The sequence below is a fragment of the Achromobacter sp. JCM 18799 genome, from assembly GCF_055395645.1.
In genome coordinates this window covers 6525150-6549045 of the sequence record NZ_AP043866.1, presented here as the reverse complement: position 1 = coordinate 6549045, position 23896 = coordinate 6525150, and the positions used below count along the sequence as shown (strand labels likewise).

Genomic DNA, 23896 nt, shown 5'->3' with positions numbered 1-23896 from the left:
GCAAGCAGTAAAACTTGCAAAAGATTATGCTGAATTTTCCGAAGTTTCCCCAGAATTTTGATCACCCATGCCAGGGGCTAGGGTCTAGCATGGACGTCAAACCAGGAGACGACCAGACCATGCGCGACGCCAGTTCCGCCCCCGGGCAAGACATCCAGCACGACGCCGATCCCGCCGAAACCGCCGAATGGCGCGAGGCGCTGGAATCGCTGGTACAGGCGGAAGGTTCTGAACGGGCGGGCTACGTGCTGGACAATCTGCTGGGCCATGCGGCGTCGCTGGGCCTGCGCGCCAACAGCCAGACCCGCACCGCCTACCTCAACACCATCCCCGCCGACCAGGAGCCGCCCTTCCCCGGCAACCTCGCCGTGGAGGAGCGCATCGCCCGCATCAACCGCTGGAACGCGCTGGCGATGGTGGTGCGCGCCAACCAGGCGCATGGGGAGCTGGGCGGCCACATCGCCAGCTATGCCTCGGCCGCCGACCTGTTCGAGGTCGGCTTCAACCATTTCTTCCGCGCGCAGAGCCCGGACGGCCCCGGCGACCTGGTCTACATGCAGCCGCACTCGGCGCCCGGCGTGTATGCCCGCGCCTATCTGGAAGGATTCCTGGGCGAAGAGGACCTGGCGCATTTCCGCCAGGAGATCACGGCCGGCGCGCGCGGCCTGCGCGGACTGTCGTCGTACCCGCACCCGTGGCTGATGCCCGACTTCTGGCAGTTCCCCACGGGGTCGATGGGCATCGGCCCCATCAACGCCATCTACCAGGCGCGCTTCATGCGCTATCTGGAGCACCGTTCGCTCATGCCCGGCGGCGACCGCAAGGTCTGGGGCATCTTCGGCGACGGCGAAATGGACGAACCCGAATCCATCGCCGCGCTGACGCTGGCCGCGCGCGAGAAACTCGACAACCTGGTGTTCGTGGTCAATTGCAACCTGCAGCGCCTGGACGGCCCGGTGCGCGGCAACGGCCGCATCATCGATGAGCTGGAAACGCTGTATGCGGGCGCGGGCTGGAACGTCATCAAGCTGGTCTGGGGCAGCGACTGGGACGCACTCTTGCGGCGCGACACCGGCGGCGCCCTGGCGCGCGCCTTCGCCAACACCGTGGACGGACAGTTCCAGACCTTCGCGGCCAACGACGGCGCCTTCAACCGCGCCCACTTCTTCAACCAGAATCCCGAACTGGCCGCCCTGGTGGCCGACTGGAGCGACGAGGCCATCGACCGGCTGCACCGCGGCGGCCATGACATGGTGAAGATCCATGCGGCCTACCACCGCGCCGTGCGCCATCGCGGCCAGCCCACGGTGATCCTGGCGCAGACCAAGAAGGGCTTCGGCATGGGGTCGGCCGGCCAGGGCAAGATGACCACGCACCAGCAGAAGAAGCTGGACGACGAGGCGCTGCTAGCCTTCCGCGACCGCTTCGCGCTGCCGATCTCGGACGCCGATTGCCTGGCGCTCAAGTTCTACCGCCCGGCCGAGGACAGCGCCGAACTGCGCCACCTGCAGGCGCGCCGCGCCGCGCTGGGCGGCCACATTCCCCGCCGCAACACCGAGGCGCCGCGCCTGGCGCCGCCGGACGCGGAACACTGGGCGCGTTTCGCGCTGGCCGCCGACGGCAAGGAAATGTCGTCCACCATGGCCATCGTGCGCATGCTGACCGCCCTGCTCAAGGACGCCACCGTGGGGCCGCGCATCGTGCCCATCGTGGCGGACGAGGCGCGCACCTTCGGCATGGCCAACCTGTTCCGCCAGATCGGCATCTATTCCGCGCAAGGCCAGCTCTACGAACCCGAGGACATCGGCTCGGTGCTGTATTACCGCGAAGCGCGCGACGGCCAGATCCTGGAAGAAGGCATTACCGAGGCCGGCGCGATTTCCTCGTGGACGGCCGCGGGCACCAGCTATTCGGTCAACGGCCTGCCGATGCTGCCCTTCTATATCTATTACTCGATGTTCGGCTTCCAGCGCATCGGCGACCTGATCTGGGCTGCCGCCGATCAGCGCACGCGCGGCTTCCTCGTCGGCGCCACCTCCGGCCGCACCACGCTGGGCGGCGAAGGGCTGCAGCACCAGGACGGCTCCAGCCACATCATGGCCGCCGCCGTGCCGAACTGCCGCGCCTATGACCCGGCCTATGCCTACGAGGTCGCCATCATCGTCGAGCACGGCATGCGCCGCATGCTGGACGAGCAGCGCGACGAGTTCTACTACCTGACCGTCACCAACGAGAACCTGGCGCAGCCGGACATGCCGGCAGGCGAAGACGTGCGCGAGGGCATCCTGCGCGGCATGTACCGCCTGCGGCCCGCGCGCGGGCAGGCCCAGGTGCGCCTGCTGGGCGCCGGCCCCATGCTGCGCGAGGCCGAAATTGCCGCGCAACGGCTGCAGGCCGACTACGGCGTGGACGCCGAAGTCTGGAGCGTCACCAGCTTTTCCGAGCTGGCCCGCGCCGGCCGCGAAGCCGAACGCGCCCGCGTGCTCGGCCTTGCGTCCGGCGCCGACTGGGTCCGCACCTGCCTGGGCGTCAGCAACGCCCCGGTGGTTGCCGCCAGCGACTACGTGCGCGCCGTGCCGGAGCAGATCCGCGCCTGGGTGCCTGCGCCCTACCGCACGCTGGGCACCGATGGCTTCGGCCGCAGCGACACCCGCGCCCAGCTGCGCGACTTCTTCGAGGTCAGCGCGGACTGGATCGTGCTGTACGCGCTGGACAGCCTGGACCGCCAGGAAGACGCCCAGGCGCTGCGCGCGCGCCTGAATGCCGGCACGCGGCAAACGCCGCCTTGGGATAGATAGGATTGCAATCCGGGATGCAGCGAGGTTTTGCGCAAAATCGTCCATTCGCTGCAGCGCAACAACCAAGCACCCGCGCTTTCTGTTGAAATACGGGTGTTCCCAAGCATTTCCCAGAAAATACGGCGGGCCGCGAGCCCGCTTTTTGCAATCCCATTTCCTTTCCATTTAGCGCCCGCAAGGCCTGTATCCCATGGACGAAACCCTCACCAAAATGGCGTTGGACTACCACGCCTACCCCACCCCCGGCAAAATCTCGGTCACCCCGACCAAGACGCTGGCCAACCAGGACGACCTGTCCCTGGCCTACTCCCCCGGCGTGGCGGCCGCCTGCATGGCCATCTTCGACCAAGGCGATGACGCCGCCTCGAAGTACACCTCGCGCGGCAACCTGGTGGGCGTGATCACCAACGGCACCGCCGTGCTGGGCCTGGGCAACATCGGCCCGCTGGCCGCCAAGCCTGTGATGGAAGGCAAGGGCTGCCTGTTCAAGAAGTTCGCCGGCATCGACGTGTTCGACATCGAACTGGCCGAGAACGACCCCGACAAGCTGGTCGACATCATCGCGGCGCTGGAGCCCACGCTGGGCGGCGTCAACCTCGAGGACATCAAGGCGCCCGAGTGCTTCTACATCGAGAAGAAGCTGCGCGAGCGCATGAAGATCCCCGTCTTCCACGACGACCAGCACGGCACCGCCATCATTTCGTCGGCCGCCATCCTGAACGGCCTGAAGGTCGTGAACAAGGACATCGGCTCGGTCAAGCTGGCTTGCTCGGGCGCCGGCGCCGCCGCCATCGCCTGCCTGGACCTGCTGGTGCACCTGGGCGTCAAGCGCGAGAACATCTACGTGGTGGACTCGCGCGGCGTGATCTGGGACGGCCGCGATGAAAACATGGAAGCCAACAAGAAGCGCTACGCGCAGAAGACCGACGCCCGCACGCTGGCTGACGTGGTCAACGGCGCCGACGTGTTCCTGGGCTGCTCGACCGCCGGCGTGCTGACCGCCGACATGGTCAAGACCATGGCCGCCAGCCCGCTGATCCTGGCGCTGGCCAACCCGGAACCGGAAATCCGTCCCGAGGTGGCCAAGGCCGCCCGCCCGGACTGCATCATCGCCACCGGCCGTTCGGACTACCCGAACCAGGTCAACAACGTGCTGTGCTTCCCGTTCATCTTCCGCGGCGCCATGGACGCCGGCGCCTCGCGCATCACGGAAGAAATGAAGCTGGCTTGCGTGAAGGCCATCGCCGAACTGGCTCAAGCCGAACAAAACGACGAAGTGGCCCGCGCCTACGCCGGCCAGGAACTGTCGTTCGGCCCGGACTACATCATCCCGAAGCCCTTCGACCCGCGCCTGATCGTCCAGATCGCCCCGGCCGTGGCCCAAGCCGCCGCCGACTCCGGCGTGGCTGCCCGCCCCATCGAAGACATCGAGGCCTACCGCCAGAAGCTGATGGGCTTCGTGTACCACTCGGGCCAGCTGATGCGTCCGTTGTTCGCCCAGGCCAAGAAGGCGCCCAAGCGCGTCATCTACGCCGACGGCGAAGACGAGCGCGTGCTGCGCGCGGTGCAGACCGTGGCCGATGAAAAGCTGGCGTTCCCGATCCTGATCGGCCGTCCCGCCGTCATCGAAATGCGCATCAAGAAGTTCGGCCTGCGCCTGGCGGCCGGCCAGGATTTCGAGATCGTGGATCCGGAAGACGACAGCCGCTTCAACGAAACCTGGAATGCGTACTACCAGTTGAAGGGCCGCGAAGGCGTGACGCCGGCCATCGCCAAGGCGATGATCCGCAAGCACAACACGCTGATCGGCGCGATGCTGCTGCGCCGTGGCGACGCGGACGCCCTGCTCTGCGGCGTGGCCAGCAAGTACGACAACCAGCTCAAGTACATCGACGAAATCATCGGCAAGAAGGAAGGCCAGACCTACGCCGCCCTGAACGTGCTGATGCTGCCCGACCAGACGCTGTTCGTCACCGACACCCACGTCAACGAGAACCCGACGGCCGAGGAAGTCGCCAGCATCACCATCCAGGCCGCGGACGAAATGCTGCGCTTTGGCGTGGTGCCGAAGATCGCCCTGCTGTCGCACTCCAACTTCGGCAGCCGCGTGACGGAATCCTCGCGCAAGATGGCCGCCGCGCGCCAGATGGTGCAGGACCGCGCTCCCGACCTGGAAGTCGACGGCGAAATGCACGCCGACGCCGCCCTGTCGGAAAAGATCCGCGTCCTGGCCTACCCGGACAGCACGCTCAAGGGCCGCGCCAACCTGCTCGTCATGCCCACGCTGGACACCGGCAACATCACGTACAACATGTTGAAGATGACTGGCAGCAATGGCGTCGCGATGGGTCCGATCCTGCTGGGCGCGGCGCGCCCCGTGCACATCCTGACCACCAGCGCCACCGTGCGCCGCATCGTCAACATGACGGCGCTGGCCGTGGTGGACGCGCAGCAGGAAGCCGCCGAGGCCGCCAAGAAGCGTCGTTGATCAACGACGGCCATTAAGGCAAAGGGCGCCCCTTGGGGCGCCCTATTTCTTGCTGCGGGCACTTTCCGCCGCGATAGCCTGCCGGCCCGGGCTGATGGTAAAAACCAAGTTCAACCTTGTTTTCTGGAGTCCACATGCTGGCCGACGCCTTGTATGCCTGGTTTCATTACCTGGCCATTTTCCTGCTGGTGGTGGTCCTGACCGCCGAAGCCGTGCTGCTGCGGCCCGATCTCACCGCCGCCGGCCTCAAGCGCCTGGTCATCTATGACCGCCTCTATGCGCTGAGCGCCGTGGTGGTGCTTGTCACCGGCGTGCTGCGCCTGACGCTGGGCATCAAGGGCGCCGCGTTCTACATGAGCAATCCCTGGTTCCACGCCAAGATCACGCTCTTCGTCATCATCGGCCTCTGTTCGATCGCGCCCACGATGACCTTCCTGCGCTGGGCCAAGCAATCGCGCCAGCAGCCGGGCTTCCTGCCCGCGGCCGCCGACATCAAGCGGGCGCGGCGCTGGGTCATGATCGAATCGCACCTGTTCATCTTCCTGCCGCTGTTCGCCGTGCTGATGGCGCGCGGCATCGGCGCGTAACACTCCGCCAGGGCCGCGCGCTTCAAGAGCAGGATGCGCGGCGGCGGGCCTCGGGCTCCTCGTCGCCCACGACAAAGGTGGCGAAGTGGAAAACGCCCACCGTATCGTTCTGGACCACGTCCACGACCTCGCCGGCCAAGGTCTGCATCACCGACATGCCTTCCGGCACGTCGGCCTGGCCGTCGCGTTTGGCGGCCTGGCCATTCCAGGGGCTCAGCACCAGCACGCCCGGGTACGGTTCGCGCGCATCGCCGCGGCCGCGGCGCACCGACTTCACCTGAGTGCCGGCGGCATAGCTCACGCCGCCGAATCGCGTCGGGCAAGCCAGTTCCGCATCGCTGACCCGCAGCAGGCGCCGCGCCTCGTCAAGATACAGCCTGGGCTCGATCAAGGGCAGCCCGAATATCCGGACCGCCATCGGATCCTTGACCTCGATGCGCCAGCGATCCGGATCGCTCGAGCCATCGGTGTAGACCGTGCCGCTGGAGCCATAGAGGATGGAACCCGGCGCGAGATCCAGGGTTTCGGCGCGGTTGCCCGGACCCAGCACGCACTTGTCTAGCGCCGTCATCGCGCCATCGCGCTTCACCTCGAACTCGATCTCCTGCGTGGCGTCGCAATGCCAGCCCAGCACGGTCTGGCTGCCCGCACCGCGCAGGATGACGTTGCGCGGATAGCGGCCCCGCAAGGCGTAGGTTTTGTCGTCATAGTCCGAATCGAGATAACGCCGCGCGCTCGACGCCTGCACGCCATACATGGCCACGGGCTGCGGAAACTCCGCTTCGAGATAGGTCTCCAGTTGCCCTTCGTCCTGCAGCTTCAGCCGCGTTCCCGCGGGCATGACGGTGCCACCGACGGTCGTCGCTTCCTGCAGCGCGACATTGCGAGCTGCCTCGGCGCGGGCGCCCTCCCGCTCGATTTGCCAGATCACCGTCTGCACCCAGGCATAGAAGGCGAACGGCACGGCCAGCACGACGAATACCAGGGTGGAGGTCTTCCAGTACTTGCGCACCGTGCGGCGCGCGCCGCCGCTGGCAACCAGGACCACGGCCCAGGCCAGCAGCGCCAGACCGGCGAGAAAGCCCAGGGAAACAAAAATGTAAAAGCCGGCGGAAGGCAGCGCTATCGGAATCATGGCAAGGATGGTACACGCCAAACCATCACGCCGCGGCCACACGGCGAACAGGCAACAAAAAACCGCCCGAAGGCGGTTTCTTGCTCAAGCCAGGCTGCGTATCAACGCTTGTCCATCGGCGGCACGTCGCGCGTGACCGAACCGGTGAACAGCTGGCGCGGACGGCCGATCTTGTAATCGGGATCCGACAGCATTTCGTTCCACTGGGCGATCCAGCCCACCGTGCGGGCCAGCGCGAAGATGGCCGTGAACAGCGAGGTCGGGATGCCGATGGCGCGCTGGACGATACCCGAGTAGAAGTCCACGTTCGGGTACAGCTTGCGCTGAACGAAGTACGGATCCGACAGGGCGATGCGTTCCAGTTCCATGGCCAGCTTGAACAGCGGGTCGTTTTCCAGGCCCAGGGCCGAGAGCACTTCCTTGCAGGTTTCCTGCATCAGCTTGGCGCGCGGGTCGTAGTTCTTGTAGACGCGGTGGCCAAAGCCCATCAGGCGCACGCCCGAGTTCTTGTCCTTGACCTTCTCCATGAACTCGCCGACCTTGGCGATGCCGCCGTTGGCTTGCAGCTCTTCCAGCATCTGCAGGCAAGCTTCGTTGGCGCCGCCGTGAGCCGGGCCCCACAGGCAAGCCACGCCGGCCGAGATGGCGGCGAACGGGTTGGTGCCCGACGAGCCGCACAGGCGGACGGTCGAGGTCGAAGCGTTCTGCTCGTGGTCGGCGTGCAGGATGAAGATGCGGTCCAGCGCGCGCTCGACGACTTCGTTCACCTTGTAGTCTTCGCACGGCGTGGCGAACATCATGCGCAGGAAGTTGCCCGTGTAGGACAGGTTGTTCTGCGGGTAGATGAAGGGCTGGCCTTGCGAGTACTTATAGGCCATCGCGACCAGCGTCGGCATCTTGGCAATCAGGCGGATGGCCGAGATGTGGCGATGCTGCGGGTTCGTGATGTCGGTGGAGTCGTGGTAGAACGCGGACAGCGCGCCGACCAGGCCGGTCAGCACGGCCATCGGGTGCGCGTCGCGGCGGAAGCCGCGCAGGAAGAAGTGCAGCTGCTCGTTGACCATCGTGTGATGGGTCACTTGCGAATCGAAATCGGCCTTCTGGTCCTTGTTGGGCAGTTCGCCGTTCAGGATCAGGTAGCAGATGTCCATGAAGTCGCAATTGACGGCCAATTGCTCGATGGGGTAGCCGCGGTACAGCAGTTCGCCCTTGTCGCCGTCGATGTACGTGATGCCCGATTCGCAGGCGGCGGTGGACATGAAGCCGGGGTCAAACGTGAACATGCCCGTCTGGCCGTACAGCTTGCGGATGTCGATCACATCCGGACCAACCGTACCCTTGTAAACAGGGAACTCAATGGGGGCGCTGCCATCCGAGAAGGATAGAGTGGCTTTTTTGTCAGACAGGTTCATGTTCATTCCTCTCAATTAATCAGAGCGCGCGCATCTGGCCAATGATGCTCCGAAGCCTGGGCGTGTCCAGCGCGCCCTCAAGCTCTTTGCGGGCCAGCAGCAGATCGAGAAGGTCGTTGTCTCCCATCTCGAAAAGCTGCGTCAATGCGGCCACGTCATCATCGGTAAGTTCAGCCTCGTGGGCATCCAGATACCGGGTGATGATCAAGTCGTTTTCGAGCAAGCCGCGGCGCGCCCGCCAACGCAAACGCGCCCGCTCCAATTCAGTTAGCTTGCTCATCTTTCTTTACACCTAAAAAAAGCCCCAACGCCGCACCCGCTACGCGGGTTTGCCACCCCCTGGAGGGCGTTTTTGCCTTGGGACGGCCCGGCGGCAAAAACGCCGCCGGAGGCAAAATGCGCTTGCTTAAAACTAGACCGTACGGCGAACCATCAGTTCCTTGATCTTGCCGATCGCCTTGGTCGGGTTCAGTCCCTTGGGACAGACGTCGACGCAATTCATAATGGTGTGGCAACGGAACAGGCGGTACGGATCGTCCAGGTTGTCGAGGCGGCTGCCCGTGGCTTCGTCGCGGCTGTCGGCGATGAAGCGGTAGGCTTGCAGCAGGCCGGCCGGGCCGACGAACTTGTCCGGGTTCCACCAGAACGACGGGCAGGAAGTGGAACAGCACGCGCACAGAATGCATTCGTACAGGCCGTCCAGCTCTTCGCGGGCCTCGGGCGACTGCAGACGTTCCTTTTCGGGCGGCGGCGTGTCGTTGATGAGGTACGGGCGGATCGAGTGGTACTGGTTGAAGAAGTGCGTCATGTCCACGATCAGGTCGCGGATGACGGGCAGGCCCGGCAGCGGACGCAGAACGATGGGTTCCTTCAGTTCGCGCAGGTTGGTCGTGCACGCCAGACCGTTCTTGCCGTTGATGTTCATGGCGTCCGAACCGCACACGCCTTCACGGCACGAGCGGCGCAGGGCCAGGCTGTCATCGACGTCGTTCTTGATGCGCACCAGCGCATCGAGCAGCATCTTGTCGGTCGGCTGGAGTTCGACGTCCAGCTTCTGCATGTACGGGCGCTCGTCCTTGTCCGGATCGTAGCGGTAGATTTCGAACTTGACGATTCTCTTGGTGCTCATAGTGGGCTCAATCCGGACTTAGAAGGTACGCGCCTTGGGCGGGAAGGACTCGACCGTCAGCGGCTTCATCTGCACGGGCTTGTAATCCAGGCGGCTGCCTTCGGAGTACCACAGCGTGTGCTTCAGCCAGTTTTCGTCGTCGCGCGTCGGGTGGTCGTCCAGCGCGTGTGCGCCGCGGCTTTCGGTGCGGGCGGCGGCCGACTTGATGGTGGCGCGGGCCACTTCGGTCATGTTCGCCATTTCCAGCGCCTCGACGCGCGCGGTGTTGAACACCTTGGACTTGTCCTTGAAGTAGATGTGGTCGGCCTGCTTGGCCAGATCCTCGATCTGGGTCACGCCTTCGTTCAGCAGCTCCAGCGTGCGGAACACGCCGCAGTGGCGCTGCATCGAGAAGCGGATGGCGTTGCCGATGTCCTGGGTCTTCTCGCCCGAGGTGCGCGATTCCAGCTTGTTGACGCGGTCCAGCGAGAATTCGACGGCTTGCTGCGGCACGGGCTGGTGCGCGTGCTGGCGTTCCGGATGCGAATTGACGATGTGGTTGCCGGTGGCGCGGCCGAACACGATCAGGTCCAGCAGCGAGTTGGTGCCCAGGCGGTTGGCGCCGTGCACCGACACCGCGGCGCATTCACCGATGGCGTACAGGCCGTTGACGATCTTGTTCTCGCCGTTTTCGCGCGTCAGCACCTGGCCGTGGTAGTTGGCCGGAATGCCACCCATCTGGTAGTGGATGGTCGGAACGACGGGGATCGGTTCCTTGATCGGGTCCACGTTGCCGAACTTGATCGCGATTTCGCGGATCGAGGGCAGACGCTTGTTGATCACGTCGGCGCCCAGGTGGTCCAGCTTGAGGACCACGTAGCTGCCGTCCGGACCGCAGCCGCGGCCTTCCTTGATTTCCTGGTCCATCGAGCGGGACACGAAGTCGCGCGGGGCCAGATCCTTCAGCGTGGGCGCATAGCGCTCCATGAAGCGTTCGCCATCCTTGTTCAGCAGGATGCCGCCTTCGCCGCGCACGCCTTCGGTGATCAACACGCCGGCGCCGGCCACGCCGGTCGGGTGGAATTGCCAGAATTCCATGTCCTGCAGCGGAATGCCCGCGCGGGCGGCCATGCCCAGGCCGTCACCGGTGTTGATGAAGGCGTTGGTGGAAGCGGCCCAGATGCGGCCGGCGCCGCCGGTGGCCAGCACCGTGGTCTTGGCTTCCAGGATGTAGATTTCGCCCGTTTCCATTTCCAGGGCGGTCACGCCCACGACGTCGCCCGCTTCGTTGCGCAGCAGGTCCAGCGCCATCCATTCGACGAAGAACTGGGTGCGCGCGGCGACGTTGCGCTGGTAGAGGGTGTGCAACAGCGCGTGGCCGGTGCGGTCGGCAGCGGCACAGGCGCGCTGGACCGGCTTTTCACCGAAGTTGGCGGTGTGGCCGCCGAACGGACGCTGGTAGATGGTGCCGTCGGGGTTGCGGTCGAACGGCATGCCGAAGTGCTCGAGCTCGTACACGGCGTTCGGCGCTTCGCGGCACATGAATTCGATGGCGTCCTGGTCGCCCAGCCAGTCCGAACCCTTGACGGTGTCGTACATGTGCCAGTACCAGTTGTCTTCGCTCATGTTGCCCAGCGAGGCGCTCACGCCGCCCTGTGCGGCAACCGTGTGCGAACGCGTGGGGAACACCTTGGACAGCACTGCAACGGACAGGCCCGCTTGGGACAGTTGCAGCGAACAACGCATGCCGGCTCCACCGGCGCCAACGACCACCACATCAAACTGGCGGCGCGGCAGGGATTTCATGACAGAGACCACGGCTTAAATGCTCCAGAGGATTTGCGCGAAGTAAACGACCGAACCGACCAGCCAGAGGATCGTCAGCACTTGCAGCAGCAGGCGCACGCCCACCGACTTGACGTAGTCCATCCAGATGTCGCGCACACCAATCCAGGCATGCCAGGCCAGCGCAATGAATGCAAGGGTAGCCAGGATCTGGCCAACCGGAAGAACGCCCACGTAGAAGTTGAACAGCGCAGTCCAGTGCTCGTACGTGAAGGCCGGCATCATCAGGATGCCGATGAGCAGCACCAGCGTGTACACGGCCATGATGACGGCGGTGATGCGCTGGATGATGAAATCCATGACGCCGTAATGGGCGCCCACGACCAGACGCTTGGGTCCGTAGTTTTTGACGTCGGCCATTACAGCACTCCGAACAGTTTGAGAGCGAACACCAGGGTCAGCGCCAGGCTCACCCCGAAAACCACGCCGGCGCTCTTCTTGGCCGACAGCTTGTCGATACCGATGTGCAGGTCCAGCAGCAGGTAGCGGATGCCGGCACAGAAGTGGTGCAGATAGCCCCAGATCAGGACCAGGAAGACAAGCTTGACGATCGGATTGCCAGCGTACGCGGCCACGGCTGCGAACGTCTGCGGCGCGGCCACGCTGGCCGCGAACAGCGGCAGAATGACCAAGGGAAGACAGAGGAACAGCAGCGCGCCGCTGACGCGGTGCAGGATGGACAGCTTGCCGGCCAGGGGCAGGCGGTAGCTGGCGAGTTGCGCAATACCAATATTGCGAAACTGCGGACGTGGCTTGGCAGCGGTGTCGGACATGACGGCCTCGGTGTTTCGGAACTAGGGAATCGTTACGGCGGAAATGCCGTAGCCCTTGCGGGCAAACACGGTATTTTCGCCCAGAGATAGGGTCGGTATCAAATCGTAGGTAAAAAACTCATCAATTCAGACTATTGCGGTAGTGGTATCGATCGGTCAAGTACAACCCCCGGCGAATTTCCATGGGGCGGTCACCATACGTATAAGACACCCTATCCACCTGCAACAACGGCGTCCCGGCGGGAACATTAAGCAGCGGACAGACCTCGGCCGGCGCGATCACCGCGCGCAGCTTTTCGTCCGCGCGCACCATGCTCACGCCGAATTCGGATTCGAACAGACCGTAGAGCGGCGCCTTGTTGGCGGTCAACAGCTCCAGGGTCAGTCCACGGAAGATGGAACCAGGCAGCCAGATGTCGTCCACGACGGTGGGCGTCTGCCCCATGGACAGCAGGCGGCGGATCATGACGACGGTTTCGCCGGCCCGCAGGTCCAGGGCGCGCGCGATCTCGGCGGGCGCACGCAGGCGCCGGCATTCCAGGATGCGGCTTTCCGCCCGGCCGGCCTCGCCTTCGTCGTCGGCGGCCAGGCGCAGGAAGCGGTAGCGCACGCGCGCTTCGTGGTGGGTGGCGACGAAAGTGCCCTTGCCCTGGCGGCGCAGCAGCATGTGCTCGGCAGCCAGCTCATCGACCGCCTTGCGCACCGTGCCCTGGCTCACCTGGAAACGGGCAGCCAGATCGATTTCGCTGGGGATGAGTTCACCGGGCTTCCATTCGCCGCGTTCCAGGCTCTGGACAAGCAGATCCTTGATTTGCCGGTAGAGCGGACTGAAAGCGGCCCCCTCGCCCGCCGTGCGGGCGGCGCGAATGCGTAAGGAGGTTTCGGGCCGGGGCTCTGCCATGGATCTTTTTGATTGAGTCATGTTTATCCGGAGGAAATGGGAGGGCGGCGCAAGGCAGCGAACCCATCCGCAATGCGCTGCTGCCGCCGGTGTTCTGGCTTGATACAGGCGCGCAACCGAAACCGGGTTGCGGCGCATTCGAATAAACGCTCTATTGTGGCATATCGGCCGGGACGCTGTCCAACGTCTTATGTCTTATATAAGATAGAAGAGCAATTGACGGACACGTAAATTCGATCTAGGATTCAACGCTGCCCGGGCCCCGCGCATGCCGCTGCGCGCGCCGTTGCACACGCGTTGATTTTCACGCCCAACGATTACACTGCTTGGTGAGATTTTTTCTCGCCAAACCATTACGGAGAACGTCCATGTCCAAGCCTGCCTTGCGTGTCGCCGTCACCGGCGCCGCCGGCCAAATCGGTTACGCACTGCTATTCCGCATCGCCTCGGGCGAAATGCTGGGTAAAGATCAACCCGTCATCCTGCAACTGCTGGAAATCCCCGACGAGAAAGCGCAAAAGGCCCTGAAGGGCGTCATCATGGAACTGGATGACTGCGCCTTCCCGCTGCTGCAAGAAGTCACCGCCCACAGCGATCCGCGCACCGCCTTCAAGGACGCCGACGTGGCCCTGCTGGTTGGCGCCCGCCCGCGCGGCCCCGGCATGGAACGCAAGGACCTGCTGTCGGTCAACGCCCAGATCTTCACGGCTCAGGGCAAGGCCCTGAACGACGTCGCCAGCCGCAACGTCAAGGTCCTGGTCGTCGGCAACCCGGCCAACACCAACGCCTACATCGCCATGAAGTCGGCGCCGGACCTGCCCGCCAAGAACTTCACCGCCATGCTGCGCCTGGACCACAACCGTGCCCTGTCGCAACTGTCCGCCAAGTCGGGCAAGCCGGTCGCCGCGATTGAAAAGCTGGTCGTGTGGGGCAACCACTCGCCCACGATGTACCCCGACTACCGCTTCGCCACCGTCGGCGGCGAATCGCTGTCCAAGCTGATCAACGACGACGCCTGGAACCGCGACACGTTCATCCCCACCGTGGGCAAGCGCGGCGCCGCCATCATCGAAGCCCGCGGCCTGTCCTCGGCCGCTTCGGCCGCCAACGCCGCCATCGACCACGTCCGTGACTGGGTCCTGGGCAGCAACGGCAAGTGGGTCACGATGGGCATCCCGTCGGACGGCTCCTACGGCATCCCCGAAGGCATCATCTACGGCGTGCCGGTCACGACCGAAAACGGCGAATACAAGCGCATCGAAGGCCTGGAAATCGACGCCTTCTCGCGCGAGCGCCTGGACTTCACGCTGAAAGAGCTCCTCGAAGAGCGCGACGGCGTCAAGGACCTGCTGAAGTAAGCAGCGCATGAGTAAAGAATTGGGCCCGTTTGCGCGGGCCCAATTCCTAGGCAAGACCGAAACATAAACCTGTCCCTTTGCCCCTGCGCAAAGAAATGTCGCGAAGGGGACAGATTTATTTTCCGGGCCCGCGGTAAGGTCAGGAACCAGGACGGGACGCGTCCCGGCCAGGCCTGCGACGCGCCAGTCCGCATTCCAGTCGTTTCATCCGGGGCCCATGAAAACACCCGGTCCAAATTACGGAGACCACCCATGTCCAGACCCGAATCCGCCGGCGCCCTCTTTCGCCGCGCGCTTGCCGAAGAAAGCCCCCTGCAGATCATCGGCGCCATCAACGCCAATCACGCGCTGCTGGCCAAGCGCGCCGGCTACCGCGCCATCTACCTGTCCGGCGGCGGCGTCGCGGCCGGTTCGCTGGGCCTGCCCGACCTGGGCATCAACACCATGGACGACGTCCTGACCGACGTGCGCCGCATCACCGACGTCTGCGACGTGCCGCTGGTGGTCGACATCGACACCGGCTTCGGCCCGTCGGCGTTCAACATCGCCCGCAGCGTCAAGAGCCTGATCAAGTTCGGCGCCGCCGCCTGCCACATCGAAGACCAGGTCGGCGCCAAGCGCTGCGGCCATCGCCCCGGCAAGGAAATCGTCTCGACCGAGGAAATGGCCGACCGCGTCAAGGCCGCGGCCGACGCCCGCACCGACACCGATTTCTACCTGATCGCCCGCACCGACGCGATCGCCTCGCATGGCGTGGATGCCGCCATCGAGCGCGCGCTGGCCTGCGTGGAAGCGGGCGCGGACGCGATCTTCGCCGAAGCCGCCTACGACCTGCCCACCTACGACCGCTTCGTCAAGGCGGTCAAGGTACCGGTGCTGGCCAACATCACCGAATTCGGCAAGACGCCGCTGTTCTCGGTGGAAGAACTGAAGAGCGTGGGCGTGGGCATGGTGCTCTACCCGCTGTCGGCCTTCCGCGCCATGAACAAGGCCGCCGAAGCGGTCTACACCGCGATCCGCCGCGACGGCCACCAGAAGAACGTGGTGGACCTGATGCAGACGCGCGAGGAACTGTACGACCGCATCGGCTACCACGAATTCGAATCGAAGCTGGACGCGCTGTTCCAGAAGGGCAAGGCGTAAGCCAGCCCCCCCGGTTTCCGGCGCCGCGGCAGCCGCCCGGCGCCTTGCATGCCCACCCCCAATAGCAACGACCATCGCGAAAGGAAGGAGTAGAGACATGAGCACGGCTCCCAAGAAGCAAGTGGCCAAGACGGACGCCCAGCCGGAAGAAAAAGCCGGCTTCAAGCCCAAGAAGTCGGTTGCGCTGTCCGGCGTCGTCGCCGGCAACACCGCGCTGTGCACGGTCGGCCGCAGCGGCAACGACCTGCACTACCGCGGCTACGACATCCTGGATATCGCCGACGCCAGCGAATTCGAGGAAATCGCCCACTTGCTGGTCCACGGCAAGCTGCCGAACAAGGCCGAACTGAAGGCCTACAAGGAAAAGCTGCGCAGCCTGCGCGGCCTGCCCGCCCAACTGCAAGCCGCGCTGGAAGCCTTGCCCGCCGCCAGCCACCCGATGGACGTGATGCGCACCGCCGTGTCGGTGCTGGGCTGCGTGCTGCCTGAAAAAGACGATCACAACACCCCGGGCGCGCGCGACATCGCCGACCGCCTGATGGCCAACCTGGGCTCGGCCCTGCTGTACTGGTACCACTACAGCCACAACGGCCGCATCATCGACGTGCAGACCGACGACGACAGCATCGGCGGCCATTTCCTGCACCTGCTGCACGGCGAGAAGCCCAGCGACGAGTGGGTCAAGGCCATGCACATCTCGCTGAACCTGTACGCCGAACACGAGTTCAATGCGTCCACGTTCACCGCGCGCGTCATCGCCGGCACCGGCTCGGACATGTTCTCCGCGATCTCGGGCGCCATCGGCGCGCTGCGCGGCCCCAAGCACGGCGGCGCCAACGAAGTGGCCTTCGACGTGCAGAAGCGCTATGAAACCCCGGACGAGGCCGAGGCCGACATCCGCCGCCGCGTCGAAGCCAAGGAAGTTATCATCGGCTTTGGCCACCCCGTCTACACCGTGTCCGACCCGCGCAACAAGGTCATCAAGGAAGTGGCCAAGAAGCTGTCCAAGAAGGCCGGCAGCACCAAGATGTTCGACATCGCCGAACGCTTGGAAACGGTCATGTGGGACATCAAGAAGATGTTCCCCAACCTGGACTGGTTCTCGGCCGTCAGCTATCACATGATGGGAGTCCCCACCGCCATGTTCACGCCGCTGTTCGTCATCGCGCGCACGGCGGGCTGGTCGGCCCACATCATCGAGCAGCGCATCGACAACAAGATCATCCGCCCCACCGCCAATTACGTGGGCCCGGAAGACCAGAAGTTCGTGCCGCTGGAAAAGCGCAAGTAAGCCACGGCACCAGGGCGCGGACGAGGGCACGGCATGGCCACCTGTATTCATTCCATGGAGAGGTACCGCTATGTCTGCCCCGATCTCCAACGTCCGTCCCGATCCCGACCTGGTTCTGGTCGATATCGCCGACTACGTCCTGAAGTATGAAATCCAGAACGGCCTGGCGTACGAAACGGCGCGCAACTGCCTGATCGACACGCTGGGCTGCGGCCTGGAAGCGCTGGAATATCCGGCGTGCAGGAAATTGCTGGGCCCCATCGTACCCGGCACGACAGTCCCCCACGGCGCCAAGGTGCCGGGCACGCAATTCCAGCTCGATCCCGTGCAGGCCGCCTTCAACATCGGCGCGATGATCCGCTGGCTGGACTTCAACGACACCTGGCTGGCCGCCGAATGGGGCCACCCGTCCGACAATCTGGGCGGCATCCTGGCCACCGCCGACTGGCTGTCCCGCACCGCGGTCACGGCCGGCAAACCGCCCCTGCTGATGCGCGACGTGCTGACCGGCATGATCAAGGCGCACGAGATCCAGGGCTGCATCGCACTGGAAAACTCCTTCAACAAGGTCGGCCTGGACCACGTCGTGCTGGTGAAAGTCGCCTCCACCGCCGTGGTGGCGCAGATGCTGGGCCTGAGCCGCGAGGAAGTGATCAACGCGGTGTCGCTGGCCTGGGTCGACGGCCAGAGCCTGCGCACCTACCGGCATGCCCCCAACACCGGCAGCAGGAAAAGCTGGGCCGCGGGTGACGCCACCAGCCGCGCCGTGCGCCTGGCGCTGATCGCCCGCACCGGCGAAATGGGCTATCCGTCCGTGCTGACGGCCAAGACCTGGGGCTTTTACGACGTGCTGTTCAAGGGCCAGCCGTTCCGATTCCAGCGCCCCTACGGCAGCTACGTGATGGAAAACGTGCTGTTCAAGATTTCGTTTCCGGCCGAATTCCATGCGCAGACCGCCGTCGAATGCGCAATGGAACTCCACGCCCGGCTGCAGGCCGTCGGCAAGAGCGCCGACGACATCGCGAAAATCACCATCCGCACGCACGAAGCCTGCATCCGCATCATCGACAAGAAGGGGCCGCTGGCCAACCCGGCCGACCGGGACCACTGCATCCAGTACATGGTGGCGGTGCCGACGCTGTTCGGCCGCCTGACCGCGGCCGACTACGAGGATGCAGTGGCGCGGGATCCGCGCATCGACGCGCTGCGCGACAAGATCGTCTGCGTCGAAGACCCGGCCTACACCCGCGACTATCACGACCCCGACAAGCGTTCCATCGCCAATGCGCTGACGGTGGAATTCAAGGACGGCATGCGGCTGGACGAGATCGTCTGCGAGTACCCTATCGGCCACAAGCGCCGCCGCGCCGAAGGCATACCGCTGCTGGAAACCAAGTTCCGCACCAATCTGGCGCGCATGTTCCCCGCCCGCCAGCAGGACCGCATCCTGCAGGCCTCGCTGGACCAGAAGCGGCTGGAAGCCATGCCGGTGCACGAGTACGTCGACCTGTATGTGATCTGAGCCGCCGTCCCGACCAGCCCCGTCCGCGGGGCTTGGCTTGCTGGCCTGAGCGCGCGGTGGCGCAGCTTACAATGCGGCTTTCTCGACTGGATCGCGCCATGGCCATGCTTTGGGTCAAGACCTTTCATATTGTCTTTATCGCTTCCTGGTTCGCCGGCCTGTTCTACCTGCCGCGCATATTCGTGAACCTGGCGCAGCAATCGGACCCCGCGGTCCATACCACCCTGCTGGGCATGGCGCGCCGCCTGTACCGCTTCACCACCATTCTGGCCATCGTCGCGGTCGTGTTCGGCATGTGGCTGTACCTGGGTTATGGCATCGGCGTGGGCCCCGGCAACGGCTGGATGCACGCCAAGCTCTTTTTCGTCCTGCTCGTCATCGGCTACCATCACGCCTGTGGCCTGATGCTGCGCAAATTCGAACAGGGCAAGAACACCCGTTCGCACAAGTTCTATCGCTGGTTCAACGAAGTTCCCGTCTTGCTGCTCTTGGTGGTGGTGGCGCTGGTCGTCGTCAAACCCTTCTGATACCCCCTACCTCTGCACATTCGCCAGGATTCGTATGTCCTCTGATGAACAGGACCGCCCGCGCAAGACGCTGACGATCAAGAAAACGGCGCGCGACGCCTATGCCGAAGACGCCCCCAAGCGCACCCGCACGGGCGCCCGCGCCCGCCTGGTCGCGCAACAGGAGCGCACCAAGGAAAGCATCGAACGCCAGAAGGATCCCGCCGCCTACCAGCGGCGCAAGGACGAGGAAGCCCGCGGCCCGCGCGGCGCCGGCCGCGGCCAGTCCGCGCGCGGCGCGTCGGATCGGGCCACGCCGGGACGCGGCGCCTCGGACCGGGCTGCCTCCGGGCGGCCCGCGCCGGACCGCAAGCGGGCCGACAGCCCGCGCCGCGAGACCGAGTCCGGCGGCCGCTCCGGCCGCCCCCCCCAGCGCGCGCCGCGCCTGCGCGACGATCAGTACATCGCGCCGGCCACGCCGGCGGGACGCTTCTACGACCCATTCGAGGACGACGGTCCGGCGCCGGAATACCAGGCTGAACCCGAGCACGAATCGGATGTCGTTGACAGCCGCGAGCAGCACGAAGACCGCCGCGAACCCGCCGTCGAGGTCCGCAACCGCCGTCCGCGCGAAACCCGCCAGGCGGAAACGTTCCCCATCTTCGCCCCCTGCCCCCAAGGGCTGGAAGAGGCGCTGACGGCCGAAATGCAGGCGCTGGGCTTCGAGGACGCCCGGGCCGGCCGCGCTGGCTGCTCGTTCACGGCCGATTGGGCCGGCGTGCAGCGCGCCAATCTGTATTCGCGCCTGGCCACCCGCATCCTGGTGCAGGTCGCCCATGCCGAGATCTCGCACGAAGACGACATCCTCGACCTGGCCCGCGACACTCCCTGGGAGCGCTGGTTCGGCGCGGAGCAGACCTTGCGCGTGGACACCTCGGCCATCAAGAGTCCGGTGCAAAGCCTGCAGTACTGCAATTTGCGCGCCAAGGACGGCATCTGCGACCGCCTGCGCGAACTGGAAGGCGAACGCCCCAGCATCGACACCGTGCGTCCGGACGCACGCGTGCACCTGTTCCTGACCGGGCATACCGCGACGCTGTACCTGGACACCTCGGGCGAGTCGCTGTTCAAGCGCGGCTGGCGCCTGGACAAGGGCGAGGCGCCGCTGCGCGAGAACCTGGCCGCCGGCATGCTGGCGCTGGCGGGCTGGGATCCGGCCGCCCCGCTGCTGGATCCGTTCTGCGGATCGGGCACCATCCTGATCGAGGCCGCCTGGATCGCGCTGGGCGTGCCCCCGGGCATCTCGCGCCCGTTCGGCTTCGAACGCCTGCGCGGGCATGACGCCTACCGCTGGCGCGACCTGAAGGACGACGCCCGCGCGCGCATCCTGCCGCAGCTGGACGCGCCGTTGGTCGGCTACGACCTGGACCCGCAAGCCATCGAATTCGCCCGCAACAACGCCGAACGCGCCTGGCTGACCGAAGACTCGATCCGCTTCGAGGTCGGCGATGCCCGCCACGTCACCGCGCCCGCCGACCACGGCTGGATCGTCACCAACCCGCCCTACGGCGAGCGCATGGGGACGGAACAGGATGCGGATCTGTGGCGCGACTGGGCCACCTGCCTGAAGCGCAATTTCGCGGGCTGGCAGCTGCACGTCATCACCAGCGACCTGACGCTGCCCAACCAGCTGCGCCTGAAACCCAAGCGCCGCGTGCCCCTGCACAACGGTTCGCTGGACTGCCGCCTGTTCGGTTTCGAGCTGGTCGCGGCCGGTTACCGCGACGCCTGAGCGGCCTCGCGCCCCGGGCGGTTTCGCCCCCGGGGCGCCCCCCCTTTCGCCTTGAACAGCGCGTTGTAAAGGCGCCGCAACATGGCGCGCTTATCTTTGCTTATGGTTTTCCCCAGCACCGTTTGAGCGCATCATCGCACCAAGGTGTTGCCAATATGCACCGGGCACTTGCACAAGTTCAGGGTTAACCCCTATAATTCGGGTTATCCCTAGTAGCTAAACAAACAGTGCAAGCCCGTGGAGGCTATTGTGATCAACCCGAACAACACCATCCGCCTGACCGACGAACTCGAGCGCCAACTGATGCTCCAGGCTATTGAAGAACAATTCCGTCCGCACCCGATGCGGGCGTTGGCCGCCGGCCTGCGTAAGCTGGCCCACGGCATCCGTGCCCTGGCTGGCAAGACGAGCGCCAAGAACGCGCACTCCGCCGCCTAAGCAAGGCCCAGGCTTACGGCCTGAACAGTTTTCCCCTTGGGGGCTGCATAGCCCCTTTTAAGACCCGCCCTTACCGGTGGGTTTTTTTTTGCCTTGGAAGGCCTGGGCTTTGTCGGATAATAGCGACCCATGACGACCGACGCCCTCCTCGACCAGACCCCCAACCGGCTGCGCCGGTTCGCCTGCATGATGTACGAAGCCGTGCTGCTGTTCGGCGTGGTGTTCCTGGCGGGCTACCTGCTGGACACCCTGACCCAAAGCAAGAACGCGCTGGAACTGCGCGGCGCCCGGCAGGCCTGGCTGTTCGTCGCCATCGGGGCGTACTTCGTGCTGTGCTGGCGCCGCCGCGGCCAGACCCTGCCCATGAAGACCTGGAACATCCGCCTGGTCGACCGCGACGGCAACACCCCGTCCACGCCCCGCCTGATGTTGCGCTACGTCCTCGTCTGGCCGCTGGTGCTGGCCGGCGCGGCGGTCGTGTGGGCGGCTGCCAGCGCCACCGGCTGGCCTTCGATGGACATGTTCATCGTCGCCGCGCCCTTCACCATCTTCATCTGGTCCTGGTTCGATCCCGACGGCCAGTTCCTGCACGACCGCATCCTGGGCACGCGGCTACGCAACGCGCCGCGGCACAAGAAGGCCCGCTAGCCCCCAGTCGGCGGCATCAGCCGCCGCGCCGTATACATCCTGCGACAAACGGCAACATCGTGCGCCGAATTAGCCGTTTGCTTTCAGAAAGTTGAAAGTCGACCGCAAAGACAATGGGGCCCCTTTTTTCAGACGCCCCAGAACCATCATGCGCGCTTTCCTTTCCCGTGTTGCGCTGGCCACCGCCAGCGCCCTGTTCCTGCTGCCCGCCGGTGCGCTCGCGCAGAACGCGGCCGCCCAGCAGGAGATCGAAGCGGCCACCAAGGCCGCCTTCGCCGCCGCCCAGGAGGGGCCCGCCGACGTCAAGCTGGGCGAGCAGGCGGTCGTGCATCTGCCCGAATCCATGTTCTTCGTGCCGCGCATGCAGGCGGACCGGCTGATGGCGGCCTACGGCAACGGCAAGGATCCTTCCCTGCTGGGCGTGGTGATGCCCAAGAGCGACGATGACGATTGGGTCATCACCGTCAATTTCGACAAGGCCGGCTACATCAAGGACGACGACGCCAAGAACTGGAACGTCAACGAATTGCTGGACAGCCTGCGCGAAGGCACCGAGCAGTCCAACGAAGAGCGCAAGAAGCGCGGTTTCCCCGAATTGATCATGGACGGCTGGGTCGAAGCGCCGAAGTACGACAGCAACTCGCAACGCCTGGTCTGGTCGGTCGCGGTCAAGCACAAGGGCGAAAGCGCCACCGAGAACCCCACCGTCAACTACAACACCTACGCGCTGGGCCGCGACGGCTACATCACGCTGGACCTGATCACGCAGAAGAGCATGGTGCCCAAGGACAAGACGGCCGTGCTGACCTTGCTGGACAACCTGAACTACGTCGAAGGCAAGCGCTACGCCGACTTCAATTCCTCGACCGACAAGGTGGCCGAGTACGGCCTGGCCGCCCTGGTGGCTGGCGTGGCGGCCAAGAAGCTGGGCCTGTTCGCCGTGATCGCCGCCTTCCTGGCGAAATTCGCCAAGGTCGGCGTGCTGGCCGCGGCTGCGCTGGGCGGCGGCCTGTGGAAGCGCCTGCGCGCCAAGAAGGCCAACCAACAGCAGCCCTGACCGCCGTTTCGGATCGCGGCCGCACTATGCCTTGAAACCGATGCGCGGCGGCCCGCCGTGCATCGCGAAACCTCGCCCGGCCGACACAACAGTGTCACGCGGCGTTCACGTTCCGGTCATCGCCGGATGGTTTCATTCCCAGGCATGAGCACAGCCCCTGGGAACGCGACCGTGAACGAAATCCGCCCCGCGCACTGGCGCGCCCTCTGGATTTCCGATATTCACCTGGGCACCGCCGGGTGCAAGGCGGAATTCCTCATAGACTTTCTCGACCACAACGATTCCGACACCCTTTACCTGGTGGGGGACATCGTCGACGGCTGGCAGCTGCGCAAGCACTGGCACTGGCCCCGGGCGCACAACGACGTCATCCAGCGCATCCTGCGCAAGGCGCGCAACGGCACCCGGGTCGTATTCATCCCGGGCAACCATGACGAATTCGCGCGCGAGTTCGCCGGATACGCCTTCGGCGACATCGAAATCCTGGACGAGGACGTGCACGTCACCGCCAAGGGACAGCGCCTGCTGGTGCTGCACGGCGACCAGTTCGACGGCGTGATCCAGCACAGCCGCTGGCTGGCCCATCTGGGCGACGGGCTCTATCAACTGGCGCTGTGGATCAACCATCATTTCAACCGGCTGCGCCACCGCCTGGGACTGCATTACTGGTCCCTGTCGCAATACCTGAAGCACAAGGTCAAGAACGCCGTGTCCTTCATCACGGACTTCGAAGAGGCGCTGGCGGGCGAAGCCCGGCGCCGGGGTCTGGACGGCGTGGTCTGCGGCCATATCCACAAAGCCGAACTGCGCTATGTGGGCGAGATCCTCTACTGCAACGACGGCGACTGGGTGGAGAGCCTGTCCGCCCTGGCGGAAACGCACGACGGCCAGCTCCAGCTGCTGGACTGGGCCGCCGTCATGGCGGAACGCGAAGCCGATCCCGCCACCCGGCCGCCCCGCTCGCTGACGCTGCCGGCCCTGCCGTCCGCGCTGCGCCGCCAGGGCAAACACCCGTGATAACCCGTATGCGTCCCCGTTACGCAACGGGGATGTTGCAGTTCACGGCCCTCTAGTGTGGTGTCTCAAAAATAGAT

At 65.1% G+C, this 23896-nt stretch carries 21 protein-coding genes; 13 read left to right on the top strand and 8 right to left on the bottom strand.

Annotated elements, in window-relative coordinates:
• The first annotated feature begins 119 nt into the window (after positions 1–119).
• The 3 genes from mdeB to ACZ5YA_RS31005 all read left to right on the top strand — a co-directional run bounded on the left by mdeB (position 120) and on the right by ACZ5YA_RS31005 (position 5873).
• Positions 120–2798: an alpha-ketoglutarate dehydrogenase gene (gene mdeB, locus ACZ5YA_RS31015; RefSeq protein WP_251879512.1), complete on the top strand. Its 2679-nt coding sequence runs from the start codon at positions 120–122 to the stop codon at positions 2796–2798.
• A 190-nt stretch (positions 2799–2988) separates the two neighbouring features.
• The gene (locus ACZ5YA_RS31010) at positions 2989–5286 is read left to right on the top strand and encodes an NADP-dependent malic enzyme (protein ID WP_059374654.1); all 2298 of its coding nucleotides are present in this window, start codon (positions 2989–2991) and stop codon (positions 5284–5286) included.
• Positions 5287–5420: 134 nt separating this feature from the next.
• Positions 5421–5873, top strand: a complete 453-nt coding sequence (locus ACZ5YA_RS31005) for a DUF2214 family protein (RefSeq protein WP_118933995.1) — start codon at positions 5421–5423, stop codon at positions 5871–5873.
• A 22-nt stretch (positions 5874–5895) separates the two neighbouring features.
• On the opposite strand, the gene ACZ5YA_RS31000 is transcribed toward ACZ5YA_RS31005, so the two are convergent.
• From ACZ5YA_RS31000 to ACZ5YA_RS30965, 8 genes are all read right to left on the bottom strand, one after another.
• Positions 5896–7008, bottom strand: coding sequence for a hypothetical protein (locus tag ACZ5YA_RS31000; RefSeq protein ID WP_464091678.1), 1113 nt, complete (start codon positions 7006–7008; stop codon positions 5896–5898).
• Between the two features lie 101 nt (positions 7009–7109).
• Positions 7110–8420: a citrate synthase gene (gene gltA / locus ACZ5YA_RS30995; protein WP_059375329.1), complete on the bottom strand. Its 1311-nt coding sequence runs from the start codon at positions 8418–8420 to the stop codon at positions 7110–7112.
• A 19-nt stretch (positions 8421–8439) separates the two neighbouring features.
• Entirely contained in the window at positions 8440–8700 is a 261-nt protein-coding gene (locus ACZ5YA_RS30990; RefSeq protein ID WP_013392311.1) for a succinate dehydrogenase assembly factor 2, read from the bottom strand.
• A 132-nt stretch (positions 8701–8832) separates the two neighbouring features.
• Entirely contained in the window at positions 8833–9549 is a 717-nt protein-coding gene (locus ACZ5YA_RS30985) for a succinate dehydrogenase iron-sulfur subunit (protein WP_059374660.1), read from the bottom strand.
• 18 nt (positions 9550–9567) lie between these two features.
• The gene (gene sdhA, locus ACZ5YA_RS30980; RefSeq protein WP_191295314.1) at positions 9568–11334 is read right to left on the bottom strand and encodes a succinate dehydrogenase flavoprotein subunit; all 1767 of its coding nucleotides are present in this window, start codon (positions 11332–11334) and stop codon (positions 9568–9570) included.
• Positions 11335–11349: 15 nt separating this feature from the next.
• Positions 11350–11733 (bottom strand): succinate dehydrogenase, hydrophobic membrane anchor protein, encoded by a 384-nt coding sequence (gene sdhD, locus ACZ5YA_RS30975; RefSeq protein WP_013392308.1) that lies wholly within the window; start codon positions 11731–11733, stop codon positions 11350–11352.
• Positions 11733–12146 (bottom strand): succinate dehydrogenase, cytochrome b556 subunit, encoded by a 414-nt coding sequence (gene sdhC, locus ACZ5YA_RS30970; RefSeq protein WP_013392307.1) that lies wholly within the window; start codon positions 12144–12146, stop codon positions 11733–11735. Before sdhC ends, sdhD begins: the two co-directional genes overlap by 1 nt.
• A gap of 121 nt (positions 12147–12267) precedes the next feature.
• Positions 12268–13047 carry a GntR family transcriptional regulator gene (locus ACZ5YA_RS30965; protein ID WP_042792450.1) on the bottom strand — a complete coding sequence of 260 codons (780 nt, stop codon included), beginning with the start codon at positions 13045–13047 and terminating at the stop codon, positions 12268–12270.
• A 368-nt stretch (positions 13048–13415) separates the two neighbouring features.
• Here ACZ5YA_RS30965 and ACZ5YA_RS30960 point away from each other — a divergent pair, with 368 nt between their 5' ends.
• From ACZ5YA_RS30960 to ACZ5YA_RS30915, 10 genes are all read left to right on the top strand, one after another.
• Positions 13416–14405: a malate dehydrogenase gene (locus tag ACZ5YA_RS30960; RefSeq protein WP_088139105.1), complete on the top strand. Its 990-nt coding sequence runs from the start codon at positions 13416–13418 to the stop codon at positions 14403–14405.
• A gap of 252 nt (positions 14406–14657) precedes the next feature.
• Complete coding sequence (gene prpB / locus ACZ5YA_RS30955) at positions 14658–15548, top strand: methylisocitrate lyase (RefSeq protein ID WP_054450739.1); 891 nt, start codon at positions 14658–14660, stop codon at positions 15546–15548.
• 97 nt (positions 15549–15645) lie between these two features.
• Positions 15646–16839, top strand: coding sequence for a bifunctional 2-methylcitrate synthase/citrate synthase (gene prpC / locus ACZ5YA_RS30950; protein ID WP_042792448.1), 1194 nt, complete (start codon positions 15646–15648; stop codon positions 16837–16839).
• 70 nt (positions 16840–16909) lie between these two features.
• Entirely contained in the window at positions 16910–18361 is a 1452-nt protein-coding gene (locus tag ACZ5YA_RS30945) for a bifunctional 2-methylcitrate dehydratase/aconitate hydratase (RefSeq protein ID WP_464091677.1), read from the top strand.
• Between the two features lie 98 nt (positions 18362–18459).
• Entirely contained in the window at positions 18460–18888 is a 429-nt protein-coding gene (locus ACZ5YA_RS30940; protein WP_187524030.1) for a CopD family protein, read from the top strand.
• Between the two features lie 34 nt (positions 18889–18922).
• Positions 18923–20659, top strand: coding sequence for a THUMP domain-containing class I SAM-dependent RNA methyltransferase (locus ACZ5YA_RS30935; RefSeq protein WP_306633678.1), 1737 nt, complete (start codon positions 18923–18925; stop codon positions 20657–20659).
• A gap of 249 nt (positions 20660–20908) precedes the next feature.
• The gene (locus ACZ5YA_RS30930; protein ID WP_006389355.1) at positions 20909–21097 is read left to right on the top strand and encodes a hypothetical protein; all 189 of its coding nucleotides are present in this window, start codon (positions 20909–20911) and stop codon (positions 21095–21097) included.
• Positions 21098–21226: 129 nt separating this feature from the next.
• A complete protein-coding gene (locus tag ACZ5YA_RS30925) occupies positions 21227–21745 on the top strand; it encodes an RDD family protein (RefSeq protein ID WP_059374672.1) in 519 nt (172 codons plus the stop codon).
• Between the two features lie 148 nt (positions 21746–21893).
• The gene (locus tag ACZ5YA_RS30920; RefSeq protein WP_251877341.1) at positions 21894–22802 is read left to right on the top strand and encodes a DUF2167 domain-containing protein; all 909 of its coding nucleotides are present in this window, start codon (positions 21894–21896) and stop codon (positions 22800–22802) included.
• 126 nt (positions 22803–22928) lie between these two features.
• Complete coding sequence (locus ACZ5YA_RS30915) at positions 22929–23819, top strand: UDP-2,3-diacylglucosamine diphosphatase (protein ID WP_373429004.1); 891 nt, start codon at positions 22929–22931, stop codon at positions 23817–23819.
• The last annotated feature ends 77 nt before the right edge of the window (positions 23820–23896 follow it).